A 20309-nucleotide genomic window follows, 5' to 3' on the forward strand; every position below is an offset into this window, starting at 1 on the left:
CGTGCGAGCTTAGCGAACCGATGCAACGATGATCATGACCTTCTTCCCTTCCGACACTCCCGAAGGCCGGATCGAGTAAGTGCCTACGGCTGCCGGGACAATCGCCGTCTCGGCGTAGTGAACATCGAATGGGGGAAAAGCGTCGGTCTTACTATAGATCGTAATTTGCCCGCCTTCTACGAGGTTCAGCACCTGGACGCTGTCGTTACATTCAATGTCGATCGACTGCGAGAAGGTGTACCGGAAGGTCTCGATAAATTGCCGGGAATGCAGGCCGGTTCGCTCCACTTTACGGTGTTCCGATTCCTCCAGCACTTCCTCCTGATGAATGAGATTTCCCTTAACCCAAGCGGTGTCCCAATCCCATTGGATATTCTTCAGTGGACCTCTGTCAATAGAATGGACACAAAAAATCGAGAGAACTACGCAGAAAGACGGTACATACGTTCCCGTTGATTGGGCGTCATGTATCCAATCGCGGAGTGAATCCGTTTCCCATTGTAGAAACAAGTGATATATTCAAAGATGCGCTTTTTCGCCTGTTCACGCGTTTGAAATTTTTCCAAATAAATGAGTTCCTTCTTCAGCACGCTGTGAAAAGACTCGATACAGGCATTGTCGTAGCAGTTGCCTTTTCGGCTCATACTGCCCGTCATGCCGTATTTGCGCAGACGCGCCTGATAGTCGTACGAAGCATATTGGCTGCCGCGATCGGAATGGTGCAGGACTTCGCCGCGCGGCCGTTGCAGGCTGTAGGCTTGATCCAGCGCTTGGATGACCAGTTCCTTCGTCATCCGTTCGTCCATATGGAAACCGACGATTTTGCACGTGCATACATCCAAAATACTCGCCAGATACAGCCAGCCTTCGTCGGTCGGGATATACGTGATGTCCGCTGTCCACACCTGATTCGGCGCTTCGGCTGTAAACTGCTGATTCAGTACATTCTCTTGCACCGGCAGCCGATGATTGGAGTTGGTTGTTGCTTTGTATTTCTTCACGGTTCGGGATTTGAGGCCAAGCTCCTTCATGATACGGGCAACGGTTTTCTCCGTCACGTGAACGCCTTGTCCGTTCAGCACTTTTGTGATTTTCGGGCTGCCATATAGACCTCGCGAGTCCAGGAAAGCCCGACGAATGTGCTGCTCCAACGCCTCACGGCGTTTCTGACGCTCAGTTTGCTTTCACCCAGGCATAATAACCGCTTCTGGATACATCGAATACTTGGCACATCTTCGCAACACGACACTGGAAGCGGTGTTCGTGGATAAAGGAATAAATCAGCGCCGGTCTTTCGCGAAGTAGTGCATCGCCTTTTTTAGGATCTCGTTCTCCTCTTCCAAGTCACGAATTCGTTTCTGCATGTCGCGGATCGCTTTGTCGTCAGGCTTCAGTTGCCCGCTGCCTGGGAAGGCCTGCTGTCCGCTCTGCTTGTACTCCGCCATCCAGCGGTACAGGGTGTTGTCGTTGATCCCCAGTTCCCGGGCGACCTGCACCACCGGCTTTCCCTCGTCCTGAATCATCCGGACCGTCTGTAGTTTAAATTCCTTGTCGTACGGTTTAGCCATTTTCGGACACCTCGAGTCGATTTGATTTTATTTTCGCATTCTCGATTCTCCGTGTCCATTTTTAAGTCTAGCATCAAATTTACTGAACATTTAAAAGAACTGCATATTCCCAAAGACAAAACTTACTGCTTTATTGAAACTAGTCGGGGATTGCTGGTCAGCGCTTTATTACAGGAAGGTTTTCGTATTTATCCACTTAATCCAAAGGTTGTAGATCGCCAGCGTAGACCATCAGGAGCGAAAACAGACTTTATAAACGCTAAGCTGTTGGCTGATATAGGACGTAAGGAATTTGCTAATCTCAGAGCCTTAACAATTTCTAATGAGCTTATTGAGGAACTCCGGATGTCGCCATAAATCACCGGAGTCAAAAGCGGAGGAAATCCTTCGGATTGCACATAGTCCTCAAATTCCTGTACCTGAAGCTACTGTAAGAGCCAAATCCAGACTAGCCCTCGTGCTTATTAAACAGTTGTGCGTTCTAGTCGAAGAATTGGCAAACTACGATAAAGTTATTGTCCAATTTATTCGAGCAACATAAAGATGCTCCGGTCGCCTGCACCTTTTCCTTAAGCTTCTCCCCAGAGCGAAGCGTGGATTTTTTCCACACAAACGAATACTTATTGGCGTTAGCTTCGATCTTCTGCGATGAGCTTTTGGATCATCGTTTCAAACAGCTCGTCCATGAACGCTTTCATGCGCACACCACGGAAATCGTTCAAGGTGCGGAAGTCGGGCTGCTGCATGGCTGCCAGCCACATGGCCGGGAGATTTTCACGCAACAGCTTTTCGATACCGTGACAGGAGTAAACCTTTTGCGAGTAACCGTTCTGTAGTAGTCGACAACAACGGGGCGTCCGGCGGTCAGTTTTCACTGACTTTCTGGACAGCCCCGTCGGCTTTTTGGCTCTCACATCCTTATTGTCTGAATATTTGTTAACGTGAAGACTTCGTTAATTTGTACATATTTTTACTGAATACTAATTTACTAACTTACAGAATGCAACTCCTTATGCTGTAGTTTATATATATGCTGACAACTTTTTGCAACAGTATCGTCATGAGTAACTATGACTAGCGTCACTCCTTGTTGATGCAGAGAACTAAATATTTTCAAAATCGATTCTTCGGTTTGTTCATCAAGTGAACCGGTAGGTTCATCTGCCAAAAGCAATAATGGTCTTTTTACAATAGCACGTCCAATAGCAACCCGTTGACGTTCACCACCAGATAATGTTGAAATTTCTCTCTTTATTGTATACTCAATATCCAGATCATAAAGAATTTCTTCAACCCTAGCCTTTATTTGATGTTTTGGCATCCCAAGATATTGTAGCGGGAGGGCAATATTTTCAAAAACATTCCTGTCATCAAGCAAATGGAAATTTTGAGTTACAAAGCCAATATTTTTTTTGCGGTACTCGGCTCTTTGGTTTTCTGTTAGTTTTGAGATATCCGTACCATTGAAGAGCATTACACCTTTATCGAAAGGAAGAAGCCCACCTATAATATTTAGTAAAGTTGATTTTCCACAACCACTCTTCCCTTTTATTGCTATTGATTCTCCCTCATGAATTTTTAAATTCAAATCCTCTAAAATATTGACGTATTGGCTTCCGTTCTTATAACATTTAGTGATTCCAGCTAGTTCAATAAGCATTTTGCCCTCTTCCCCCTTCTTCTTCATGATTTATAACGAATGGTGTATACAGAAGCTTATAAGCGGGGACAATGCACGAAATAACGCTCATAGCTATGCTCAGCAGTAACAAAATAAACTGTGTTTTAAGATCACCCAATTTTAAAACTTGATCAATAATAATAAACGCGGATAAATAAGCTGCCAGGAAAACACTTCCAATTTCCAAAAATTGCATTTTGATAAGTTCCATCTTAGTGGCTCCATTTATAAAATGAATAAATAAAAAAGGAAATCTTCTTTTTTGTTGCAAAATGATGATATAGCTAATAATTAACAAATTTAAAAAAATCATAGCGAAAAAGAATGATTGCACCAACGATTTATTTTCTAATAGTGTTGTCAGCAAACCTCGATATTTTAGAAAATGTGGATTCAAACCGATAAAAGAATAGTCGATAGCATTTTGCTTTGCAATCGCATCAATTCTTTGAAACATTTTTTGAGTCTGTACAGTATTATTTTCAGTAACAATAAAACCGTTAATCATGGCAAAATAATTTATTTGTTGAAACAACTCATCTTCCTCTGATTTTGGATTCCCATATTCTCTATATGGAATAATTATGTAATCATCAAGATAAAACTCCGGATTATTATTAAAAAACAACTTACTATTTTCCTTCAAGAACCCAATAACCTTTACTCTTTGTGGTTTATTGTAGTATTTTATGGATATTTCTTCACCTAATTGATAGATCTTTCTATACGAAGAACCTAATAATACTGACATGGTATTGGTAGAATTACTAAAATCGTCCTCGCCCCACATTGTTCCTTCCGACGTATTTAGATGAAAAAAATCAGCAGCTTTTTTATTCATTTGAAATGATTTTACTGCTGTATATACTGTTCCATTAATACTTTCCTGGTGTTTTTCTCCCCCGCTTTCGTAACCTTCAACAAATTTAAGCGGAAGGCCTTTATCTTCCAGTAGAATGTGATGATTAAACATTGCCAAATATTGAAAATCGGTTGAAGTATTTAGCATCGAATAGTAATTTTTTAATTTTATTAAATAGTCCGATTGACTATTAAAATCTTGATACTTTTCCCCATCATAATAATTGTCCAGTAATTGATAGACCGCCTTTCCTTCATATATTTCACCAAGGCTCCTACTTTCATAATCAAGTTGCTGTAGAAAAGCAACAAACGTTCCAAAAAGGATTAAAAAAACTGTGATTTGCAAGTACATGATGAGTACCAAAAATTTATATTTCTTTAGAAATAACCTATATTCATTGAGGATCATTCCTGGTTACCTTTCCTTTTGCATGATCATTATAAAAAAATAAGCTCAACAATAGCCAAACACTAAATAAGAAAATAAATGTCAGCAAAATCATCGAACCCAAATTAAATAAGATGAATGAATCAAAGATATAAATGACAAAAAATGTGGAAATACTTGAAAAAATCACAATTAGCAGTGATTTATTTATAATTTGTTGATATATTTTTCTTTTCGAAACGCCCAAGAGGAACAAAACACGAATGGTTTTCTTTTCTTTTTCATACCAGTATCTTATAAAAGCTGTAATAGTGAATAATATAAGAATGCACATTTCAACGAATAACAAAAAATTAAAAAATGATACTTCTGCTGTTCTAGTTACACCTTTCTGTGTACTTTCAATCTGAGATATAAGGGGGTTTTTGCTTACAACTTTTTCAACTAACTCTTCAACTGTAGATTCGTTATCGCCATCCACAATAATTCTAGTATTTTTAGGGATATTCGGAAGTTCAGGATTAATAAGTAATACTAAATAATCTATCGAACTTGCAAATGAAGCCCCCATAAAACCGGTGACTTCATATTCTACTCCTTGAAAAGTAATATATTTATTTCCTCCGCGTTCATATACTTGTTTTCTCATTTCATTGCCAACCACTGCCTTGCGGCCTTGGTCTGTTTCTAAGAAATAATGCCCCGATCTTATTGGAGGAGACCATTCCCCTGAATTTTTCAATAACGCTCGATAGGTGCTATTATATTCTGCGAAAATTCTGCAATCGGAATCCGACAATTCCTTTAACCACCGATCATCACCTTGATTAATAAGAACTTTATGATGATTAGTATATAGTTCATTAGAAATTTCATTAAACTCTTCTTGCTTATGTAAATAAGTTTGAAAGATACAGAAGAATAAAAATAGACCGGTCAAAACAATGTAAAGAACTGCATCTTTCTTTCTTAGCGTAATCAATTCATTTTCCTCATTTCATTTGGGTTAAAGAGTGAAAGGTTACTTAATCCGAATCCATAGATTGAGTAACCTTTTCACTATATTAATCCTACTTATGTCCCAATATGAGTTAAGCTTAATGTCCCCAGTACGTTCTGGCCTCAGTATTTTCAAATATACCTGGTGCATACCATGGAGATTGTGCCTCTGTATATCCAGTTCCCCATTGTCTACCACTAGTTGTTCTCACATTTCCTTTGTTATCTTCCATCCTTGCAGTTGTATAATGGTATGTATCCTTCCAAATAGTGTAACCATAAGCTGCGTAAAATACAGTCTCACCATGATCTTCTGTTTTTGTACGACGTTCACCATAATGTTTATCGGGACTATCACTTGCGAAAATACCTACGCCAGTTGATCTAGCTTGATTAATATAATAGCCTCCTGATTCACTCCATCCACCCGATGCTTTTAGCGCTGTATCGGCAAATCCAGGCACAGCAGTTGCAAGAAGAGAAATGCTAATTACAGACGTCGCCACCAAATACTTGAAACTAGTTTTCATAAATTCAATTACCTCCATCCTCTTAAATGTCAATATATACCTTTTTATAATAATTCTCTTATTATTTTTAGTCAATGGCATTTTTGTAAATATAATATATATTTTGATTGATAGAGTAGCTTGGCGGATACCCGCCACCTTAAGCAGATTGTGAGCCAAAGCCACAATCCCAAACTCCGTGTGAACCTTCTTTAGCCCTCGCCGTATAGTGAGCAAACAACTGCTCATCCGGGATGGCTTCAATCATCTCATCAATCACGCCGAGCTACGCCTTTTGTAGATTGTTGTGTGGTAACTTCATTCTACAGGAAAATTAGGTTATTTTGTTCCTTTTTTTAACATTTATCAAAACAGGGCGTCCAGAGGTCAATTTTCACTGACTTTCTGGACAGCCCCATTTTGTTTTCATGCCCTCTGTCCCGCGAAGCTTACGCCTCACGGCCTTATACGTACTTATTCCTGATCAAAATAAACGATCTTCCCTGTTTCCGCGGATTGATAGACCGCCTCCAAAATCTGAGATACGATCATCGCTTCCCTCGGTTTCACGAGAGGCTCCGTGTCGTTGACAAAGCTGTGAATCCATTGTTTGGCTTCATACTCGAAATCGGTCAACTTCTCCCCGCGGAACAGTTCTCTTGCGTTAGGATCGACATCGATTTCATTCACGAACAAGCTTCCGTCTCTCTCGCCGTTGATCCGCAGCTTACGGTTATTAAAATCCGCCCCGCCCTTCGTGCCGCACAGTAGATTGCCCGCGTCATCTGCAATATTCAAGGCCCAGCTCGTTTCGATGATGACCGTAGCTCCATTTTTGAATTTCACGTAGCCAAACGCGGAGTCTTCGACTTCGAACTCATTCGGATCCCAAGAGCCCCATTCGTTTGCGGCATTTTCGGTGTATTTCAGCTTATGGAACACACTGCCGACGACGCTTTCCGGTTCATAATTATCCATTAACCAGAGGATCAGGTCCAGGGAATGAGTTCCGATATCGATCATCGGGCCGCCGCCTTGCTTCTCTTTATCCAAGAACACGCCCCAGGTCGGTACACCTCTTCTGCGAGTAGCCACCGCTTTGGCGAAATAGATATCTCCCAGTTCGCCATTTTGGATCATCTTCTTGAGCAGTTGGCTCTTGGCGCTGGATCGACTCTGGTAACCGACGGTGAGCTTCTTGCCGCTTCGCAAGTGAGCTTCATACATCGCTTTTGCCTCAGCACCCGTGACCGCCATAGGCTTCTCGCACATGACATGTTTGCCGCTTTCGAGCGCATCGATGGAAATCGAGGCATGAGAACTATTGGGGGTTAACACATGTACAACCTCGATCTCTTCCAGCGCCAGCAGATCCTTATAATTCGTGAACACCTTGGCATCCGGCGTACCAAATTTCTTCGCGGCAGCCTCAGCTCTTTCCGGGATCAAGTCGCAGAAGGCTACCATCCGCACATTGTCCACCTTCGCTAAACTCGGCATATGCTTGTCATTGGCAATGAGTCCGCAACCGATGATCCCTACTTTTACCGTTCTCATCCGTTCCCCTCCTCCGCGCTACTTGAACTCCACCGTTCGATTTTCCTTGTGGGCGATATAGGCCGCCTCCAGAAGCTCTGTTAATTTCGTTCCATCTTCCAGTCCGAACGGCATCGGCTTATCCTCAAGCAAGGCATCCACCCATTGAACGATCGGGAGCGGCTGCGCTGCAGGGAGCTGTGTTGGCGATATCCATCCGGAGAAGGGGGAATCGAATTTCTTCGAAATGACTTTCACGTTCGAATCCGAGATGATCAATGTGCCTTCTGTACCGTAAATTTCAAGCGCAGAAGGAGTTCGATACGTCACCAGGCTGGTTTCGACCAGGGCAACCGCGTTGTTGGCAAACTCGATGGAGCATTGTGCATTATCTTCCACGGCGCGATGAGTGAAGTAGTGGAACATGGAAGTGATCCGTTTTGGCTTTCCTAAATACCAGCTGGCAAGATACATCGGGTGACAGCCTAAATCCATCATCGCCCCGCCGCCGGCTTGCTTCTCATCATACCAGTACTCCGGCAGCCAATTGTTTAATGCCCCGTCATGCCCGTTCCGAATGCGCAGAAGTGTCACATCCCCTAGGATTCCGTCATCGATCAGCTGCTTTGCGAACAATTCCTGCGGTCTCGTGCGGGCCGGGAAGGAGATACAGAACTTAACGCCGGCCTCACGTACCGCTGCCGATATTCGCTCACATTCCTCCGTGGTCAGCGCCATCGCTTTCTCGGTGAAAATATGCTTGCCGGCTTGCGCCGCAGCCACCATGACATCAGCGTGCATGCTCGTAGGGGCATCCACCACTACCCCATCCACATCTTCCCGCCGCAAAAGAGTGTCCAGATCCGCCTCAAAGTCCGCACTCAATCGGGCAGCCCATTCCCTTCCGCGTTCAGGTTCTTCGTCCCAGACCGCGGTAATCTTCACATTCCCATGGGACTGTAACACTCTGGCATAGTCCTCTGCATGCACATGCCACTTACTTAACATCGCCACGTTTAACATCCTCGTTCCCTCCTTCATCTTCAGGATGAGTAGGGCTTAGAACCCTACATCATCCCGCTCTGCCGCTTTTTGCGCCACAAACGCTGCCATTTCCTCTACGCCTGCATCTCGGAATTTCTCTTGAGTTTTATGCAAAATATTTAGAGCTTCTTGATCCGACGAGGCAAACAGGGCTTTCTTAAATTCATCGTCAAAATTCAAGCTGCTGGTCTTATTGATAAACTCGTCATACTTCGGCCATTCTCTCGCCAGGTAGCTCGCGCTAACCTTGTCGATGATCTTGATCGGCATTCTGGCCGAGAAGCTCTCCTCCAGTTTTTGCCACTGCGTTTTTTGGTCTTCTGGAATCGGCCAAGTGACGGAATCAGAGAAGGCGCCAATGAATCTTCCCGGAAGGAAATTAAGCCCTGCGTCTCTCTTCAGATCCGGGTTCTCATCAAATTGCTTCTTCACATCCGGAATCCATTGCGGAATCCCATTTTCCAGCGTATAGTGCGTCCCCTCAATACCGTAGTAGGCCAATAAACGACCTTCCTCACTGTTTACGTAATCAATGTAACGCAATGCTGCATCAGGGTCCTTGATGTTCGCGCTTAAGAACAGGACAGGGAAGCCGGAACGTCCCGGTTTCTCTACTTGCGTCCGAATTTCACCGCGCTTATTCTTCATCGGGCCAAGCAGCTCGTATTGCATTTCCGGATTCGTCTTATACAGCGTCTTAGACAACTCCGCTAACATCGGTTGCGCACCGAATACAGCGAGCTTACCTGTCGTCAGCTTTTCGTTCGCCGTTGTGCTCGTATTGCTGAAGGCTTCAAGGTCAAACAGCCCTTCGTTCAGCAACTTTCTCATGTAGAGCAGCCGTTCTTCATGATCCTTGGATTGCGTCCAGTGGATCAGCTTCCCGTCTTCTTCACGATAGTCGGAGATGTTGTAATCGGACCAACCGGCAAGGAATTGGCCATAGTCCCAACCATTCCACATCGTACCTGCCGGAATAACCGGCTTGCCGGCAATATCCTTAAATCCGCCGTCTCTGATCTTAACCAGCAGATCATACAGCTCTTCTTGCGTGTCGATCTCCTCGGCTTTGACATTCAGTGCCTTCAGAATATCTCCCCGGGCAAAAAGGCCGTAGTTCCAGTTATGAATGCTCTCAGGGGTTCCGTCTGGAGTTTCGGTAGGAATGAGATAGGTTTTTCCTTCAAAATCCGGGCTGTTCAGATCGAACTCGTTAAAGTCTTTCGCGATCCCGGTCGTCACAAGTCTTTTTACGTTCGGGTATTTATCCAGATAAGGAGTCAAGTCCAGAATCTGGCCTTCCATGGCCGCTTTCTTGATAACTTGTCCTTCTCCCCCGGTCGTTGACCAGAATGGGGCATTCACGATATCCGGTACGGTACCGGAAGCGAAGATCGTGTTCAATTTCTCTACTTCGCTGGTCGTGATCGATTCCATTTTCAAGGTAACCCCGGTTTTTTCCCGGATTTTTTGAGCTACGGGATTATTCTCCTGATCTTGTGGAAAAGCACCCCCGCCGCCGTTCCAGGCGCTGAGGTACGTTAAGGTGACAGGCTTAATTTCTTCAGCCCCCGTCTCACTCACGTTCCCCGGCTCGTTCGAACCCGAGTTAACCGTGCTCGCCTCCTTATTCCCTCCTGAACCTGCGCATGCTGTCAGCAGAATGGCGATCAGTGTGATGATCAAACCGCTCCTCAACCCGTTCTTGCTCATACTCTACTCCCCTTTCAATGAACATTTTTTATATAAAAGGCTTCGCCTTTTATACCAACTACTCCTTAAGCGAGCCAACCAATACGCCTTTTACGAAATACTTCTGGAGAAACGGATACACACAAATGATCGGTGTCGTAATAATGATGACGAACGTCATCCGCAAGGCCTCCGGAGTCACCCCTCGCAGCTCCAGTTGGGATTCGGTCATGTTCTGAATCGCAGAACCGCTGTTCCCCGACGACGAAGTCATCGACTGGAAGGAAGCTTCACTAATCATTTTGTTTAGAAAGGTCGCTGCAGGGTGTAATTTTTCATTTTGGATAAAAAACTGCCCCGTGAACCAGTCATTCCACACCCCGACCCCAACAAACAAGGCAATGGTCGCCAGTACCGGCATCGAGAGCGGCAGGATGATTCTGGCGAATACGGATAATTCGCTGGCACCATCAATCCGGGCCGACTCGGACAAAGCTTCAGGAATTCCGTCAAAGAAGGTTTTCATAATAATCGCGTTAAAGAAGCTGTAAAGGGAAGGCAGCACCAATACCCAAAACGTGTTGAGAATGTGGATTTGCCGGAACAGAATAAAGGTCGGGATCAAGCCCCCGCTGAACAATGTGGTGAAGAAAAAGAAGAAGACAATATACCTCCGGCCGGGCAAGCCTTTCCGCGACAGCGCGTAGGCCAGCAAAGCCGTCAATAATACCGAACCAACCGTTACAATCACGGTTCGGGCGATCGATACATAAAACGAATTTAAGATCAATGGATTGGTAAACGCTTTTGCATAATTCTCTAAAGTAAAGACTCTCGGAAAAAAGTAGATTCCGCCCTTCATCGCGTCGTAGCCGTCATTAAACGAAAGGGCAAGGAAATAGATAAAGGGATACAGCGCCGTGGCGCAAAATATAAACAACACCGAATAGTTAAGCACCATGTAAATTCGGTCCGCCGACGTCAGCCTTTTCGCCCCCATGCGCACAACCTCCTCATGCTTGCCGTTGGCTTATTACCATAGCGATACCTCGCTCACTTTTCGGGAGATATAGTTGACAAGCACAATGAGCCCAAGTGAGATCGCTGATTTGAATAAACCGATGGCAGTAGAATAAGCTAATTGCCCTTGCTGGAGTCCTGTCTTCAGCACATAAGTGTCTAATATCTCCGACACGCTTAAGGTCGCCGGGGTTTGCATCAGCCAAATCTGGTCAAAGCCTGCGTTCAGAATGCCGCTGAGCGAGAAAATGAGCAGGATCGCGATCGTTGGCGTCAAGCTGGGAAGCGTAATTTTAAACAGCTTACTCCACCTTCCGGCCCCATCGATTTCCGCCGCCTCATACAAATGAGGATCAATGTTCGTTAACGCAGCCAAGTAAATGATCGATCCCCAGCCGACCCCTTTCCAGATGTCGGATATGACGACCAACGGATAGAACAATTCCGGCTTACCCATAAAAAAGATCGGTTCCAACCCCATTTGATACCGGATGTCATTAATCAGCCCGACGTTCGGGGACAGAATTTTTTGCAGCAAAGTCACAACAACAACCCACGAAACGAAGTGCGGCAAATAAGAAATCGTTTGGAACACTCTTTTGAGCCTTCCGTGCATCACCGCATTGAGCATCAAAGCCAGAATCAACGGCGCCGGAAATCCGAAAATCAGCTTAAGCGCGCTGATCGACAAGGTATTGCGGAGGACATCATAAAAGCTGGAATCGTTAAGGAACTGTTCGAAATACTTAAAGCCAGCCCATGGGCTCCCTAATATACCCAGATTGTATTTGAAATCTTTGAACGCTATTAAAATGCCGTACATCGGATAATAGGCAAAAATCAAATACCAAATGATCGCCGGAAGCAAAAACAAGTAAATATGCCGGAAATACCAAATTTTACGTAATTTGCTGGATCCCATGCTGTGTTCACCTCCTAAAGCTTCGTTGGATGGATTCTAGTGACTTGTACTCCTAAGCTGCTAACTTTGCGATAGACTCCCCCCTTAGTTGCAAGCGTTTTCTTTCTATGTGTTAATAATATTCGATATAAATGAATATATTCAATATGCTATAAGAAAAATTCCAAGATATTTTTTGTAAAACCAACCTACAAGGCTTAAAATGTGTAAATTTCTAGGAATTAAATGGCGTTTATATTCATTTTTGTGGAACATTTTATTTGACATATTAAATATACGTAATAAGTTCTGAATGTAGAAAAAAGCCTAAGCTTGTCAGCTTAGGTTGAAGTAATTCCAATATACAAATTGATGTAAACTAATGAAAAATGGATCTTTAAATGATTCATGGAGACAACGAGCTAAAGTGTTAGAGAAGCTATTAAAATTAAGATTTAACGATTATCATGAATTCGTGCTCTTGTTTGTCAGACTCAGTTGCTTCATAATAATGTCATAATGTCATAAGTTTTAAATCGTCTCCGTAAAAACCGTTTTTTTCTGACCTAAAATGACAATAGCGGCCCCTGCAGGTCTATTATTTTATCTCCAACCTTTGTCACATGTGGGTAGGGTGAATGTACGTGGTAAAGAAATCAGATGACAAAGCCTCCTAAAATAAGCAATCACATATTTTAGGAGGCTTTTCCAAATGAAAACAAAGTCAAAACAAAATGAATCTGTACAAAATAGGGTGTCCACAAAATTATTCATGATGGTCCTTGTCTTGTCTTCCCTATTGGCAGCCATCACGGTGGATATGGTGAACCCTGTTCTTGGTCTCATTAGCGAATCCTTACAAGCTTCGACAGTTCAAGTGAGTTGGGTAGTGACTGGAATTACACTTCTACTTGCTATTGGTATTCCTCTATACGGACGAATGTCGGATTTTATTGAACTCAAAAAGCTGTACACTTTTGCCACTTTTGTATTGAGCATTGGAAGTTTGATCTGCGTTCTTGCTCCTAGCCTGCCCGTATTAGTACTCGGCCGGATGGTTCAAGGAGCTGGAATGTCTGCCATACCGGTCTTATCTGTTGTGGCGGTTTCGAAGTTTTTTGCAGAAGGGAAACGCGGCACCGCACTAGGAGTCATTGCGGGATGTATTGGTATAGGAACAGCCTTAGGACCGATCTTCGGCGGCGTTGTCGGCCAAACATGGGGATGGCCTGCTTTATTCTGGATAACCTTTATCCTCTCACTCTTCACTGTAGTCGGGTCTATTTTTGCTCTGCCAGGAAATAAACCGATAACTGCAGATGAAGCCGGGCGAGGATTTGATTTGGCAGGTGGTGCTCTGTTAGGTCTTGCCGTGGGACTATTCCTTTTGGGGGTAACGCAAGGGTTTACCTCATTGTCTACATTAGGAAGTCTTTTGGGTTCCCTTATTTCCATGATTGGATTCATTTGGCGTATTGGCGTGGCAAGAAATCCATTCGTACGACCGGACTTATTCAAAAATAAATTCTATGTGAGCTCCGTGGTTGTAGCATTTTTGTCTGCGTTTTCCTATTTTGCAGTCCTTGTATACGTACCGTTGCTTAATTTGGAAGTTAACCAACTCACTCCTGGTGAAGCAGGTTTAACACTTTTACCAGGTGGCGCGGCTGTTGCACTCCTTTCGCCATGGGTTGGCCGAATATCGGATCGTGTTGGGACCAAATCGCTTATTTTCACTGGACTAATCGTGATGGGAAGTTCTACTTTTTTCTTGTCGACATTTGCCTCAGGGGCATCCCCCATTATGAGTTCAGTGGGAGTCATGGGGGCGGGAATAGCTTTTGCTTTAGTTAATTCACCCGCTACGAATTCTGCTGTAAAAGTTCTTCAGAAGGATATGATTGGAGTCGGTATGGGATTCTTTCAGGGGGCACTGTATCTTGGGGCAGGAGCAGGAGCTAGCCTCGTTGGAGCATTTCTGCATGCACGGAGAGATGCTAACTTTCCGTTAAACCCAATGTATCGTTTAGATGTCGTAAACTACTCCGATTCATTTCTGGTGGTTACCATTGCAGTGATCGTCGCATTAATCGCAAGTATCGGATTAAAGAATGATAAACAGGGTAGCAGATTAGTCAAACCTACGAAATGACTAATGGATTGCCGAAATCGACAGACTCACCCACGACAGCCTGCCTTATTGGCATAGCCGATTCATGCTGCAATATAGAGCTGCTACCTCAGAAGGTCATTAACTTTGACCCGAGAGGTAGCCTCTTTAGGATAGAGAATCCATTAAATGCCCATGCCTTCTATCAACGCTCCCCAGTCAATCCCATCCGTCCATTTTAGCGCCAACGGCAGGTCTTCGCTTGTCCAATTAAACACAAACGACGTTCCTTCACCGCCCACCTGGTGGTCTTTCCCCCCATAAATTTGCAGAAAATATTGCTGTCCGCGAACGTTTGCTTCGGTTGATAAGATGACATATTCAGGCGTATATATGACGGTATACTCGTGACCGTTATATATCTTTTTTGATTCGCTTATGTTTTGCCCTTCGAAGTCGAATTTCGTTTTACTTATCGATATAGAGACGCCTCTTCCATGATCGTCTTTGTAGATCAGTCCCAATCCCTCGATATCTTCCGTCGTGATTTCTGATTTATATTTATAAACTTTGTTTAATTCTGTGCCATTAAAATCGTTGGTCTCCGTATTGGGAAACGTTAAGTTGACAATGGCGGAGCCAAAAGCATATTCACCAATCTTCGCAGGCAACATCAAGCCCACCACAGCTTGTTCCGCAGAACTTTTATCTGTGAATGTTTCATTCGATCCAATCACCAACAGCGGCTGTTCATCCGGACCTATCAGCTTGTATTCTCCCAATCGCAAACTCTCACGCTCTTTTTCAGCTTGTTCTAGCAGCTCACTCATGGTTGCCTGTTGTTCAGACATGAGTGGAGAGATTTGCGATTGAACAGTTTGATCACCATGAACAAACTCAGGAGAATCCCCTTGTTCCAGAATAAAATTGGATAAGACCTCGACATATTGATCAAGCAGCTTGAAATCGAGATGATCCGGGGTATCGTCAGTTGTATGGAAACCTTGGATATTTTCCTGTGTAATGGTGACTGCTTCAAAACCAGATTCCAAAAATGAAAGATGATCACTCCCACCATAGGTTCCTTCGGTTGTTGACGATATCCCCCGTTTCGTCATGTAAGTGTTTAAAGCGGAAAGCAAAGGGCTCGATGGGTTCCCGACCAATAGCATTCTGTTGCCATTCTTAAGTCCCAAACAGTCAATATTAATGTTATACACATGATCATATTTATCACTTAACTGCTTGACGAATGCTTTACTTCCCTGCATTCCGGATTCTTCTCCGTTAAAGGCCGCAAAAATGAGGTCGCTTTCGAATTCTGCCGCGGATACAGTACTTAATATAGATGCTAGCTGCAGCAAGGCACTAACCCCGGAGGCATTGTCCAAACTCCCTTGATAAATCGTTTTATCCTTCCCTGTTCCTACCCAACCCACATGGTCAAAATGTGCCGACAAGACGATGGCATGCCGATGTTCCTCACTCTGTGTTCCCGGAAGATATCCTACAACATTGGATGCGGTAATTTCTTCAGCATGTAATTTCATTCCGATTTCAACATTTCGAACTTCCTTACGATGATGATTTAGCCAATCTGCCGTATCAGGACTGATCTGTAAAACCGGAACACCATCCGATGGTTCAGGCAGGAGCTTCATAAAAGTATCACTTCGTTTTAAGATTGCCAGAGGTTTGTGTTCATAGGCTTGAGAGAGTTTAGCGCTGTCTTCGATTATCGCAATTTTCTGTTCTATATGAGAGTCTTGCAAATCAAAAGAGAGCGGAGAGACAGTATGAAACCGTTCATTGACTCTTTGCTCCATAAAGTCCTTGCCGTAAGTTAATCTCCTTACTGATCCATCCTCTAAATGAAAGTTTAGCGTGAATTCCTGCTTATCCGGTTGAAACATCGTATGGGAATAACTCTGTAAATAGCTATCTGAAAATAAAGGCTTTAGACCCAGGCTTTTGAAATGATTTTCGATCAAGCTTTGTGCTTTCAAATTTCCATCCGTTCCCGTCAACCTTCCCAAAAGCTTTGGGGATGATAGTTCCTTGACTGTAGTTTCTACCCCGAATTCTTCCGTCGCAGGGGATGCGTAAAAGCATCCACTTAATAAAAGAGCGATTGCTAGCAAAATGAGAACAATGATTGCTGACAAATTTATGGACGACGTGTTTCTCACAAACGTTAACCTCCGATTTTTATTGTTATTCAGATTATACCATTAATTTCTTTTTTTGTAAGTTTATATTTACAAATAAATGTAAATAAGTGATAATATAGTTGGGAGGAGGTGAAATTTATGAGAAATTTTACCATTTTAATTTTTTCTACTTTCTTTCTACTAGTAGGATTTGCCGGCTCAGTTTCGGCAGAGGAGCAAGCGATTACACCTATTCAAATTCAATCATCCGCTCAATCCTTGAATCCTGAAATGACCATTCAACCACAAGCATTACCCTGTGATTACTACGCTGACGGTCAACATAGATTGGTTCTTGTCGGAACTCAATCTGTGGGATATTCCGGGGGATCACATTCTGCAATCATTAAAAATCCGGATGGAAGTCAACAAGCAGTAAACTGTAATCTTACCAATTGGTATGAAGTCAAAACATACAGTTGTGCTTGCGGTAGAGCATCACAACAAGTACAAGGCAATTTTATAAGAACCACTCATCAATACAATCATAATTAAGCTGATTTGTATATTATACTTATAGAAACGCCTATGTCTTTTAAATGATTGCACAAAGAAACCGTTCTTTTTTAGAAAATGGTCTGTTGGAATCACCATTTTCGAAAAAGCGGTTTCTTTATGCTGATAGAAAAGAGATCATTTATTGCAAATCCTTATTTTTTATACTTTGAAAGTTCTTCAGAAATTGATTTCTTTCCTTGTGATTAGAAAAAGCCATAGAGTACCTGAAAAACAGTTGGTGTCTATGTTCTCCATGGCAATTCCAATTAAGTAGAACAGAGCCGATCATTCAATGGCACTTCCCCCCATACTATCTGCCCGTTTGGAATCCTTTGAGCGATGCAATTAGTATCTAGTTGAGGGAAGGTAAACTACTTCTGAACAGACCTTGAATACAGCCGCTCAACTCATGACTTCTCGAGGCCTCCGTACATCTTTTCGGCCAACTCTGGATCATCATAGATTGCGATCTTAGAATCTATAAGTTCCAGGTTTTTCTTTAGTTCTTCCATTTGCTTTACGACTTGTTTGCGATGCTCAATGAGCATTGCTTTTCTTTCGTCGATTGTTCGCATGCCCTCCATACACCAATCCGCGTATTTCTTGATTTCTTTAATTTGCATTCCTGTATCCTTCAAACAGCAAACCATCTTCACCCAATTGAGATCCGCTTCGCTAAATACCCGGTTACCGGATTTGGTTCTCCCTATAAATGGCATTAGACCTTCTTTGTCATAGTAACGGAGCGTATGGGTAGACAGGCCAAATTTATTAGCAACTTCATGAATGGTGTAATTCAAAAAAATTCCTCCTTGACTTAGAGTTAACTCAAACCAATATACTCACTATAGACCACGAGCAATAAGATAACAAGTGGGACAAAATAAAACCAATCCAAAGGAGAATACATTATGAATTCAACACAGAAGATCGCACTCGTTACGGGCGGCAGCAGAGGCCTAGGAAGAAATACTGCATTGGCTCTCTCCCGCAAGGGAATTGACGTCATCATTACTTATCATACGAAGAAGGAAGAAGCTGAAAAAGTCGTTAAAGAGATTGAATACAATGGCCAAAAAGCTGCAGCATTACAATTGGATGCCGGGAATGTTTCCTCTTTCGATACATTTGTATCGCAGTTGTCCACTTTGCTAAAAGAAAAATGGGATCGCGAGCAATTCAATATTCTTGTTAACAATGCAGGTTTTGGAGTTCATGCTCCAATTATGGAAACGACGGAGGAGCAATTCGACAATCTGATGAACGTGCAAGTCAAAGGCGTATTTTTCCTTTCCCAAAAGTTGTTCCCGCTCATTTCCGATAATGGAAGAGTCATCAATATTTCAACGGGCCTAACACGTTTTGTTATTGATGGGTTTGGGGCTTACTCAGCCATGAAGGGTGCAATTGAAGTTCTCACGAAATATATGGCCAAAGAATGGGGTAAACGGGGGATTCGAGTCAATGTTGTAGCTCCAGGAGCCATTGCAACCGATTTTGGAGGAGGTGCGGTGCGAGATAATGAGCACATGCGCGAATTTATTGCTTCTCAAATTGCTTTAGGCAGAGTTGGGGAAGCCGATGATATTGGCGGGGTTGTTGCATCTTTATGTACAGATGAATTTGGATGGGTAAATGGGACACGTCTTGAAGTATCTGGTGGGCAGCAACTTTAATCAGCCCGTTTATAATGAACCCGGTATTAAACCGGGTTCATTTCTTATTTTGACCGATGATTTCCATGATATCCATTGAAATATTGGAATAGTCCCTCTCATCTGTACCAATAATGTTAATGTTTAACGTTATAAGAAATGGGGTTCAGTTATGGATCGTGTGCCTCCGATGTGGAAGGAATTATATTTTTCAACAGATTTCAAATGTTATGAGCACATGATTGGCGGGCAATCGTATTATGTAGGTTATATCAAGTCGATCGTAGATTCAAAAGTACTAAATGAACATATTATGGATACCCTGGTCCACATCAAATCCGAGCTGACATTGGAGCAGCTTCTACCAATCATGCCTGTTGCGGATAAGAAGCTCACCTCCGATATGGAGTCCATTCGCTCTAATCTGTTAAGGGGATATGTGGCTATTCAGTGCGGACTCGAGGCTCACCAATGTCTTCTTGTTCATGCCACCGCCGACAAAGGGCGTCAAGTTACCGTAACCGAAGTAGAATCGACAGTGGAGGGCTCCAAGGAAGCGCTGGTTGAATCCTTGGATACCAATATCAACATTGTGCGCAAGCGTCTTCCCGTCCCTGACCTGCGTATTGTCGAACTAAAGATTGGCAATATGTCTAAATCGAGAGTGGCCATCTGTTATATGGAAGGGGTTGCCAACCAACAAAATATCGAAACGATCAAACAGCGTATTGAGGATATAGAGTTTAAAGTTATCCCGGATATTACGATCCTCCAACAAATGATTGAAGACAATTCGAAATCGATTTTCCCCCAGCTGCTCGGAACGGAGCGTCCTGACCGAATTTCTTGGGCGATATCGGTTGGTCAAATCTGTATTATGCTCGATGGCTCCCCTACCGCGTTACTGGGACCAGCTAATATAGGTTTGTTTTTTGTCTCCTACGAAGATTATTTCTTGCCTTGGATCGTAGGTTCTGCCTTAAGATTGCTTCGGATCGTATCCATCGTCTTTTCCATATTTGCTTCTTCTCTATATGTAGCGATTGTCACCCATCACAGCCAAAGCATCTCGAGTTTGTATTTACCCACGATCATCACGTCGAGAATGAATGTTCCGTTCTTGCCTGTTGTAGAGGTTCTGTTGATGGAGCTTGTGATCGAGCTGCTCCGGGAATCCGGATCTAGACTGCCGACCAAGATCGGGCAGACGATCAGTATCGTTGGGGGCCTTGTACTCAGTACTGCCGCTGTGGAAGGGGCATTAACAAGCAATATTTTGCTGATTATCGTTGCCTCGTCGGCGATGGCGTCATTTACGATTCCCGTTTTTCGGATGAGCACCACGATCAGGCTATTACGTTTTCCGTTTATTATTGCAGCTCACTTATGGGGAGTGCTCGGCATAGCCATTTGCACCCTATTCCTTATAACCCACTTGATCAGGCTGACATCACTTGGAATGCCTTATCTGGCCCCTTTCTACCCATGGCGTTCGAAGGATCATTTCGATACGCTCATAAGGCTGCAATTCGACAAGATGGGTCGTCCCCCATCCTACTTCCGTACACCAAAAGTAAACAATAGAGGGAATAAGTCCCAAAATCCGATGGATACGGACGATTATTGAACAGAGG

The 20309-nt window shown here is 43.5% G+C and carries 18 protein-coding genes and 1 pseudogene; 5 read left to right on the plus strand and 14 right to left on the minus strand.

Annotated elements, in window-relative coordinates:
• Nucleotides 1–9 precede the first annotated feature (9 nt).
• Together C812_RS10505 and C812_RS10510 are read right to left on the minus strand one after the other, a co-directional pair.
• Nucleotides 10–288: a hypothetical protein gene (locus tag C812_RS10505; RefSeq protein WP_167669314.1), complete on the minus strand. Its 279-nt coding sequence runs from the start codon at nt 286–288 to the stop codon at nt 10–12.
• 134 nt (nt 289–422) lie between these two features.
• A pseudogene (locus tag C812_RS10510) lies at nt 423–1568 on the minus strand (IS3 family transposase).
• A 51-nt stretch (nt 1569–1619) separates the two neighbouring features.
• Here C812_RS10510 and C812_RS21870 point away from each other — a divergent pair.
• Nucleotides 1620–1925: an IS110 family transposase gene (locus C812_RS21870; protein WP_167669315.1), complete on the plus strand. Its 306-nt coding sequence runs from the start codon at nt 1620–1622 to the stop codon at nt 1923–1925.
• A 272-nt stretch (nt 1926–2197) separates the two neighbouring features.
• Here C812_RS21870 and C812_RS21875 read toward each other — a convergent pair whose 3' ends face one another.
• From C812_RS21875 to C812_RS10565, 10 genes are all read right to left on the minus strand, one after another.
• Complete coding sequence (locus tag C812_RS21875; protein WP_084770697.1) at nt 2198–2482, minus strand: transposase; 285 nt, start codon at nt 2480–2482, stop codon at nt 2198–2200.
• A 74-nt stretch (nt 2483–2556) separates the two neighbouring features.
• The gene (locus tag C812_RS10525) at nt 2557–3228 is read right to left on the minus strand and encodes an ABC transporter ATP-binding protein (protein WP_016312641.1); all 672 of its coding nucleotides are present in this window, start codon (nt 3226–3228) and stop codon (nt 2557–2559) included.
• On the minus strand, nt 3218–4522 hold the full coding sequence (locus C812_RS10530; protein WP_016312642.1) for a hypothetical protein: 1305 nt from the start codon (nt 4520–4522) through the stop codon (nt 3218–3220). Before C812_RS10530 ends, C812_RS10525 begins: the two co-directional genes overlap by 11 nt.
• Nucleotides 4509–5483, minus strand: a complete 975-nt coding sequence (locus tag C812_RS10535; RefSeq protein ID WP_016312643.1) for a hypothetical protein — start codon at nt 5481–5483, stop codon at nt 4509–4511. The genes C812_RS10530 and C812_RS10535 overlap by 14 nt, the downstream gene beginning before the upstream one ends.
• A 115-nt stretch (nt 5484–5598) precedes the next feature.
• A complete protein-coding gene (locus C812_RS21520) occupies nt 5599–6189 on the minus strand; it encodes a hypothetical protein (RefSeq protein WP_167669317.1) in 591 nt (196 codons plus the stop codon).
• A 294-nt stretch (nt 6190–6483) separates the two neighbouring features.
• The gene (locus C812_RS10545; protein WP_016312645.1) at nt 6484–7566 is read right to left on the minus strand and encodes a Gfo/Idh/MocA family protein; all 1083 of its coding nucleotides are present in this window, start codon (nt 7564–7566) and stop codon (nt 6484–6486) included.
• A gap of 18 nt (nt 7567–7584) precedes the next feature.
• Nucleotides 7585–8568, minus strand: a complete 984-nt coding sequence (locus C812_RS10550; RefSeq protein ID WP_016312646.1) for a Gfo/Idh/MocA family protein — start codon at nt 8566–8568, stop codon at nt 7585–7587.
• Nucleotides 8569–8604: 36 nt separating this feature from the next.
• Nucleotides 8605–10302 (minus strand): extracellular solute-binding protein, encoded by a 1698-nt coding sequence (locus tag C812_RS10555; protein ID WP_016312647.1) that lies wholly within the window; start codon nt 10300–10302, stop codon nt 8605–8607.
• A gap of 58 nt (nt 10303–10360) precedes the next feature.
• Nucleotides 10361–11281: a carbohydrate ABC transporter permease gene (locus tag C812_RS10560; RefSeq protein WP_016312648.1), complete on the minus strand. Its 921-nt coding sequence runs from the start codon at nt 11279–11281 to the stop codon at nt 10361–10363.
• 33 nt (nt 11282–11314) lie between these two features.
• Entirely contained in the window at nt 11315–12223 is a 909-nt protein-coding gene (locus tag C812_RS10565; RefSeq protein ID WP_016312649.1) for an ABC transporter permease, read from the minus strand.
• A gap of 691 nt (nt 12224–12914) precedes the next feature.
• Between C812_RS10565 and C812_RS10570 the strand changes: the two genes are divergently transcribed.
• The gene (locus tag C812_RS10570) at nt 12915–14354 is read left to right on the plus strand and encodes an MFS transporter (RefSeq protein ID WP_016312650.1); all 1440 of its coding nucleotides are present in this window, start codon (nt 12915–12917) and stop codon (nt 14352–14354) included.
• A gap of 143 nt (nt 14355–14497) precedes the next feature.
• Here the strand turns inward: C812_RS10570 and C812_RS21525 are convergent, their stop codons facing one another.
• Entirely contained in the window at nt 14498–16477 is a 1980-nt protein-coding gene (locus C812_RS21525) for a M28 family metallopeptidase (protein WP_208855752.1), read from the minus strand.
• 144 nt (nt 16478–16621) lie between these two features.
• On the opposite strand from C812_RS21525, the gene C812_RS22260 reads away from it, so the two are divergent.
• A complete protein-coding gene (locus C812_RS22260; RefSeq protein WP_016312652.1) occupies nt 16622–17017 on the plus strand; it encodes a hypothetical protein in 396 nt (131 codons plus the stop codon).
• Nucleotides 17018–17427: 410 nt separating this feature from the next.
• On the opposite strand, the gene C812_RS10580 is transcribed toward C812_RS22260, so the two are convergent.
• Nucleotides 17428–17820 carry a MerR family transcriptional regulator gene (locus C812_RS10580; RefSeq protein ID WP_016312653.1) on the minus strand — a complete coding sequence of 131 codons (393 nt, stop codon included), beginning with the start codon at nt 17818–17820 and terminating at the stop codon, nt 17428–17430.
• A gap of 111 nt (nt 17821–17931) precedes the next feature.
• Here C812_RS10580 and C812_RS10585 point away from each other — a divergent pair, with 111 nt between their 5' ends.
• Together C812_RS10585 and C812_RS10590 are read left to right on the plus strand one after the other, a co-directional pair.
• Entirely contained in the window at nt 17932–18696 is a 765-nt protein-coding gene (locus C812_RS10585) for an SDR family NAD(P)-dependent oxidoreductase (protein ID WP_016312654.1), read from the plus strand.
• Between the two features lie 151 nt (nt 18697–18847).
• A complete protein-coding gene (locus C812_RS10590; RefSeq protein ID WP_016312655.1) occupies nt 18848–20302 on the plus strand; it encodes a spore germination protein in 1455 nt (484 codons plus the stop codon).
• Nucleotides 20303–20309 lie beyond the last annotated feature (7 nt).

The organism is Paenibacillus barengoltzii G22 (assembly GCF_000403375.2).
Classification (GTDB): domain Bacteria; phylum Bacillota; class Bacilli; order Paenibacillales; family Paenibacillaceae; genus Fontibacillus; species Fontibacillus barengoltzii.